The sequence below is a fragment of the Streptomyces poriferorum genome, from assembly GCF_019399235.1.
GTDB classification, from domain to species: domain Bacteria; phylum Actinomycetota; class Actinomycetes; order Streptomycetales; family Streptomycetaceae; genus Streptomyces; species Streptomyces poriferorum.
On record NZ_JAELVH010000317.1, the window covers coordinates 1 to 6,944 of the forward strand.

The 6,944-nt window shown below is 70.6% G+C and carries 5 protein-coding genes; 2 read left to right on the plus strand and 3 right to left on the minus strand.

What is annotated here, in order from left to right; all coding sequences use genetic code 11:
* The 3 genes from JGS39_RS34305 to JGS39_RS34315 all read right to left on the minus strand — a co-directional run.
* Positions 1-689 (minus strand): aggregation-promoting factor C-terminal-like domain-containing protein (locus JGS39_RS34305; protein WP_219573660.1); only part of this gene is annotated, 689 nt, incomplete at its 3' end.
* A 390-nt stretch (positions 690-1,079) separates the two neighbouring features.
* Positions 1,080-2,402: an RNA 5'-3' helicase PhoH2 gene (phoH2, locus tag JGS39_RS34310; RefSeq protein WP_219573661.1), complete on the minus strand. Its 1,323-nt coding sequence runs from the start codon at positions 2,400-2,402 to the stop codon at positions 1,080-1,082.
* 655 nt (positions 2,403-3,057) lie between these two features.
* Positions 3,058-3,819 (minus strand): isoprenyl transferase, encoded by a 762-nt coding sequence (locus tag JGS39_RS34315; protein WP_148020469.1) that lies wholly within the window; start codon positions 3,817-3,819, stop codon positions 3,058-3,060.
* Positions 3,820-4,038: 219 nt separating this feature from the next.
* On the opposite strand from JGS39_RS34315, the gene mgrA reads away from it, so the two are divergent.
* Positions 4,039-5,079 (plus strand): L-glyceraldehyde 3-phosphate reductase, encoded by a 1,041-nt coding sequence (mgrA, locus tag JGS39_RS34320; protein ID WP_219573662.1) that lies wholly within the window; start codon positions 4,039-4,041, stop codon positions 5,077-5,079.
* A 432-nt stretch (positions 5,080-5,511) separates the two neighbouring features.
* Complete coding sequence (locus tag JGS39_RS34325; protein WP_219573663.1) at positions 5,512-6,666, plus strand: winged helix DNA-binding domain-containing protein; 1,155 nt, start codon at positions 5,512-5,514, stop codon at positions 6,664-6,666.
* Positions 6,667-6,944: the final 278 nt, after the last annotated feature.

Consider the following 6,944-nt stretch of genomic DNA (forward strand, 5'->3'; position numbering starts at 1 on the left):
GCCTGCCAGAAGGACCAGGCACCGCACGGGCTGCCGTAGCGGCTGTCCATGTAGTTCAGGCCCCACTTGATCTGGGTGGCCGGGTTGGTCTGCCAGTCGGCACCGGCGGAAGCCATCTTCGAGCCGGGCAGCGCCTGGACGAGGCCGTAGGCGCCGGAGGACGGGTTGCTCGCCCGGTAGTTCCAGCTCGACTCGTGGTTCACGATGTTGCTGAAGCACTGGAACTGGTCACCGGGGATCATCTGACGAGCCATCGCCTGGACGTCGGCCACGCTGTACGAACCCTGGGTCGCGAACGCCGAGGCGCTGCGGACCTCGGAGCGGCTGGCGCGCTCGGCGCGCTCCGCCTTCTCCTTGCGCTCCTTCTCCAGCCTGTCCTCGGCCGCCGCCTTCTTGGACTTGGCGTCCTTGGCGGCCTGCACACGGGCTGATTCCTCCGCGGACTTCTTCGCCGACGCGTCGGCCGCGGACGCCTGGGCGTCGGCCTGCTGCGTCAACGATGCGGTCTGCACCTGGGCCTGCTGGCCCGCGGGGATGTCTGCGAGCAGCGTGGTGTCGGCTGCGGTCGCCTCGAAGTTGTTGTCATCAGCAGCGGGAGTGCTGCCTGCTGCAACGCCTACGACGGCGCCAACGGTGGTTACCGCTGTGGCTGATGCCACGGCGAACCCCCGGACCGAGATCCGGCTCACACGGTGTCCTTCCAGCATCGCCCGCTTAGGTGACCTCGCGGGCGCAATCGTGCCCCTGGACACTGGCCTCCCTACTGCTTGGGTCACGGGAGGCACGGGCCCGGTGGGCACTCCCCGGGGGAAGTGCCGCGTGGTACTCGCGGGCGGCATACGGACGGCGGTTGTTGAGTTGTGTGGTGCGTGGCACCTCTGGAGGTGCCGGTGTGCCGTATGCGGGGCCTGACGGAAGCAAGACTCTGCCGGAACGGGACGCCGGGAAGCAATTCTCTGTTGCGTGTGAAAGCTCACACCCCGTTTGGAGGACATGAATTACGGAAATGGTGCCGCAACACGATGCCGCCCGGCTAAGCTCCTTCGCTCGCCGGGCGGCATCAACTGTCCCAAGCCGTATCAGATCTGGCCTTCCTCCAGCATTTCGGTCACCAGTGCGGCGATACGGGAACGCTCCGAACGCGTGAGCGTCACATGCGCGAAGAGCGGGTGACCCTTCAGCTTCTCGACCACGGCGACCACGCCGTCGTACCGGCCGACCCGGAGGTTGTCCCGCTGGGCCACGTCATGCGTGAGCACCACCCGGGAATTCGCCCCGATTCTGGACAACACGGTCAGCAGGACGTTCCGTTCGAGCGACTGGGCCTCGTCGACGATCACGAAGGCGTCATGGAGGGACCGGCCCCTGATGTGGGTGAGCGGCAGGATCTCCAGCATTCCGCGCCCCAGTACCTCCTCGATCACCTCGCGGCCGGAGACGGCCGACAGGGTGTCGAAGACGGCCTGGGCCCAGGGGCTCATCTTCTCGGCCTCGCTGCCGGGGAGATAGCCGAGCTCCTGCCCGCCGACCGCGTACAGCGGACGGAAGACCATCACCTTCTTGTGCTGCCCGCGCTCCAGCACCGCCTCAAGGCCCGCGCAGAGCGCCAGCGCCGACTTTCCGGTGCCGGCCCTGCCGCCCAGCGACACGATGCCGACGTCCTGGTCCAGGAGCAGTTCCAGGGCGATGCGCTGCTCGGCGCTGCGGCCGTGGATGCCGAAGGCCTCCCGGTCGCCCCGGACGAGCCGGACGTTGCCCTCGGGTGTCACCCGGCCGAGCGCCTTGCCCCGTTCGGACTGGAGGACCAGACCGGTGTGCACGGGCAGCTCGGCGGCCTCGGGGACGTACAGCGTCTCCTCGGCGAAGAGCAGGTCCACCTGTTCGGCAGGAAGGGACAGTTCGGACATCCCGGTCCAGCCGGAGTCGGTGATGGCGAGTTCCGCCCGGTACTCCTCGGCGAGGAGGCCGACCGACGAGGCCTTGATGCGCAGGGGCAGGTCCTTGGAGACGACCGTGACGTCGTACCCCTCGGCCTGGAGATTGCGTGCGACCGCGAGAATCCGTGAGTCGTTGTCCCCCAACCGGTAGCCGGCGGGAAGGACGCCGGGATCGGAGTGGTTGAGTTCGACGCGGAGCGTCCCGCCCAGATCCCCGAGGGGGATCGGGGCATCCAGCCGGCCGTACCGGACCCGGAAGTCGTCCAGCAGGCGCAGGGCCTGCCGGGCGAAGTACCCGAGTTCGGGGTGGTGCCGTTTGGCCTCCAGTTCCGTGACCACGACGATCGGGAGCACGACTTCGTGCTCGTCGAAGCGGGCCATGGCGTTCGGATCGGCCAGCAGGACGCTGGTGTCGAGAACATAGGTGCGCCTGTCGGGCATGCGGCGCTTTGTACTGGTCACCACGGAAGGACGTACCCCCTCGGACGAGGTTGGGGTGCGACGGCGTCGCGGAGCATCCCAATGGGAGAGGACGGGCCGGGCTCCGGCCACCTTGCGCGGGCCGAGCGCCGGCCCTCCGCGTCGGCCGCACTGTATGTACGGTCCTTCGTGTGCAAAGGGCCTCCCGGGCGAGCGGACTCCATGCCGCTCACTTGGACACGACGTCCGCCTGGTTGGCGACCGGACGTCGACCTGTCAGGGGTATGCCCTCGAACACACCAAGCCATGCCGACCTGGGCCGACAGGGTGAGCGGGGAGTGGTCGCCAGGAACCGTGCGCGGGAGCACGCCACCTGGGCGGTTCCGTCCTCGGACGCCGGACGGGGCGGGGGCTGCCCGGCGGATCAGGGTCGGCCGGGACGGGGCGTCCGGTGCGGTGCGCCGCTGGGCGCCGGAGCGTCCGGACAGCGGAGCTGTCCGGACGGCTCGGCTACGCCGCGAGGTGCCGGGCCAGGCGTCGCCGACCCGGCCGTGATCCGCGGGAGAGCCCGTGGGGTGCCGGGCTGGCAGGGGGCGCCGACAGCCCCCGGGCTGCCGGTCCGGCCGTGATCCGCGGGACAGCCCCTGGGTTGCGGTTGCCGGACCGGCCGGGTCGCCGGCAGGCCTGGAGGGCCGCGGGGTCAGCCGCCGTAGCGGCGGTGGCGGGCCGCGTAGTCGCGCAGGGCCCGAAGGAAGTCGACGCGCCGGAACGCCGGCCAGAAGACCTCGCAGAAGTAGTACTCGGAGTGCGCGCTCTGCCAGAGCATGAAGCCCGAAAGACGCTGCTCGCCGCTGGTGCGGATCACCAGGTCGGGGTCCGGCTGGCCCCGGGTGTAGAGGTGCTCGGAGATGAGGTCGGTGGAGACGATCTCCGCCAGGTCCTCGAAGGAGGTGCCCTTCTCGGAGTGGTCGAGCAGCAGGGAGCGCACGGCGTCGGCGATCTCCTGGCGCCCGCCGTAGCCGACGGCGACGTTGACCAGTATCCCGTCGACGCCCACGGTGGCCTGTTCGGCCTCCTTGAGGACCGTCTGGGTGTGCGCGGGCAGCAGGTCGAGCGTGCCGACGTGGTGGACGCGCCAGCGCCCGTCCGCCACCAGGTCCCGCACGGTGTTCTCGATGATGCCGAGGAGCGGGATGAGCTCGGACTCGGGCCGGTCGAAGTTGTCCGTGGAGAGCATCCAGAGCGTGACGACCTCGACGTCCGTCTCGCTGCACCAGCCGAGAAGCTCCTTGATCTTGTCCGCACCGGCCTGGTGCCCCTGCGCGGCGGTGCCGCCGGACGCCTTCGCCCAGCGCCGGTTTCCGTCGAGGATGACACCGATGTGCTTGGGCACCTGGGCGTGATCGAGGCGGGCCTCCACCCGGCGCGCGTAGAGCCCGTACACCAGGTCGCGCAAGTTCACTGAGTCCACCTCTCGGTTCCGTGCGGGCACGCCCGCCCCTCGGCCCGGGGTCCGGGGTCGTCCACCTGGGGATCGCCGCACCGGAAGGGGGCGATCGCCCCGCCGTGCCGTGGCAGTCCCGAAGCGGCCACATTACTGCGCAGTCGGCTCGCGGGCCCAACCCGGCCTGTCACAAGTCCGTGATAACCGGCCTGTCGCACGTCCGTGATAGGAGAGAACGTGACTGATTCCTCTTCCCCCTACCGGGCCGACGCCGCGCGCTACGACTCCATGGAGTACCGGCGCACCGGCCGCAGCGGCCTCAAGCTCCCCGCTCTCTCGCTCGGCCTCTGGCACAACTTCGGCGACGACCGCACGCTCGGCTCGCAGCGCGCCATCCTGCGCCGCGCCTTCGACCTCGGCGTGACCCACTTCGACCTGGCCAACAACTACGGCCCGCCGCCCGGCTCCGCCGAACTCAACTTCGGGAAGATCTTCGGGCAGGACTTCGCCCCCTACCGCGACGAGCTGATCATCTCCACCAAGGCGGGGTACGACATGCACCCCGGCCCATACGGGGAGTGGGGGTCGCGCAAGTACCTGCTGTCGTCGCTCGACGCCTCGCTGAAGCGGATGGGGCTGGGCTACGTCGACATCTTCTACTCGCACCGCTTCGACCCGGACACTCCGCTGGAGGAGACGATGGGGGCGCTGGCCTCCGCCGTGCGCCAGGGCAAGGCGCTGTACGTGGGGGTGTCCTCGTACAACTCCGAGCAGACCGCCGAGGCGGCCCGGCTGCTCCGGGAGATGGGCGTGCCGGCCCTGATCCACCAGCCGTCCTACTCGATGATCAACCGCTGGACCGAGGACGACGGGCTGCTGGACACCCTGGAGGCGGCCGGCATGGGCTGCATCTCCTTCGTGCCGCTCGCCCAGGGTCTGCTGACCGGCAAGTACCTGAAGGGGATCCCGCAGGGCTCGCGCGCCACGCAGGGCAAGTCCCTCGACCCGGACCTGCTCTCGGACGAGGTGGTCCGCCGGCTGAACGGGCTGAACGACATCGCGCGCCGTCGCGGCCAGTCGCTCGCCCAGCTGGCCATCGCCTGGGTGCTGCGCGACAGCCGTATGACGTCGGCTCTGATCGGCGCGTCGAGCGTGGGACAGCTGGAGGAGAACGTCGCGGCCCTGGCCGGTCCGCCGCTGTCCGCCGAGGAGTTGAAGGAGATCGACGCCTTCGCCGTGGACACCGCGGGAACCAACATCTGGGCCGGACGGGGCTGACGGAGCGGCCTGAAGGAACGGCCGGGGTCCGCACGACCGCGTCTGCGGTACGGGGCCCGGCCGTACCGGGGCACAAAAAAACGGGCCGGTCCGTGGGGGGGGGGTTACGGACCGGCCCGAGGGGGGGTTTCCACCATAACCCTTCGTAAGTGCTACTGCGTGCCACGCCGCGAAATAATTACTCTCCGAATGTGCGGGACTCCGTCACGGGCACGAATTCCGGCGCCTCGCAGGCCTGTGACCTGCACGAACGCGCGCAGGCGCCATGTTGACGCCGAACACGCCCGCAGTACGTACACAGGATGTGCACATTCCGGTCGTGGCGGCCGGAGCCCCGCGCCCTCCACGGTCGGCCGCGGGTCTCACGCAGGGTCATGAAAGGGCGCACCATTGGGACAGAACCTGACCTGATGGTCCGATAGTTTTCGGTTCATGACGACGCCGAGCGCAACCGTGACGTGGACCGGGGCGAACGCCCGCCGGCTGGAACGCCAGGGCCTGACGGACCCGCTCACCCGCACGCCGTCCGCCGTGGTCGAGTCGATGCCCGCCGCGCACGCTCAGGTCCTGTCAGCGGCCGAGCTCTCCGTGGGGCTGCGGAGCCGGGAACTGACCCGCGCCGACGTGCGCAAGGCTCTGTGGACGGACCGGACGCTCATCAAGACGTTCGGGCCGCGTGGCACGGTCCATCTGGTGTCGGCGGCCGAACTCCCGCTGTGGACCGGAGCGTTGTCCGCTCTGCCGGCGGGCCGCGCCACCCAGCCGGAAGGCGTGCGGATGACGCCGGAGGAGACCGAGGAGGTGCTCGCCGCGATCGCCGACGCGCTGACCGGGGCGGAGCTTACCGTCGACGAGCTCACGGAGGCGGTCGTCGCCCGCGCCGGGGCCTGGGCCGGCGAGCCGGTGATGCCCGCCTTCCAGACCCTGTGGCCGCGCTGGCGGCAGGTCACCCATCTGGCGTCCCACCGCGGGGTCCTCTGCTTCGGACCGGACCGCGGCCGCAGGGTCACGTACACCCGCCCGGATGTCACCCCGCTCGGCGGACCGCCGGCGCTCGCCGCGCTCGTCGGCCGCTATCTGCACGCGTACGGCCCCGCCACCCCGCAGAACTTCGCCAAATGGCTCGCCGCACCCGGCCGTTGGGCCTCGGACCTGTTCGCCGGGCTCGCGGCGGACGGGGAGATCGAAGAGGTGGTGTACGAGGACGGCAGCCCGGCCTGGGTGGTGGCGGGTGACACCGCGTTCCGTTCACAGCCGGTACGCGGCGTGCGGCTGCTCCCCTACTTCGACGCGTTCGTCATCGCCTCCCAGCCCCGCGAGCGGCTCTTCCCCGGCGCGGCGTACACCCGGGCGCTGGCGGGCGGCCAGGCGGGGAACTTCCCCGTGCTGCTGGTGGACGGCACCGTGGCGGGGGTGTGGCACCAGCGCCGCTCGGGCCGGCGGATCACGGTGACGGTGGAGCCGCTGACCCCGCTGACGGCCGGACAGCTCCGGGAACTGGAGCAGCAGGTGTCGCGGGTGGGCGAGGTGATGGAGGGGAAGCCGGAGCTGACGGTGGGAAAGGTGACGGTCGGCGGCCACGCGTAGAGCGGCGGCCGACACGGCCGGGGCCGCCCACGCGGCCCCGGCTGGGTCCGGGCAGACGTGGCCGGGGTCCCGGCGGACGCGGTTCGCGGCAGAGCGGGCTGGGGCCGGGCGAGCGTGGCTGGGTCGGGGTGCAGACCCGGTTTCCGGTGGAGCCGACTGGGTCCCGGCGGACTTCCTCCACTGGGCGGAGGGAGTGTCCGCGAGGTGTCGTCGCCCGCCCGGAGGGCGGGCCGGACGAGACTCTGCGGGTCGATACGACTAGGTGTATTGCCCTGTGA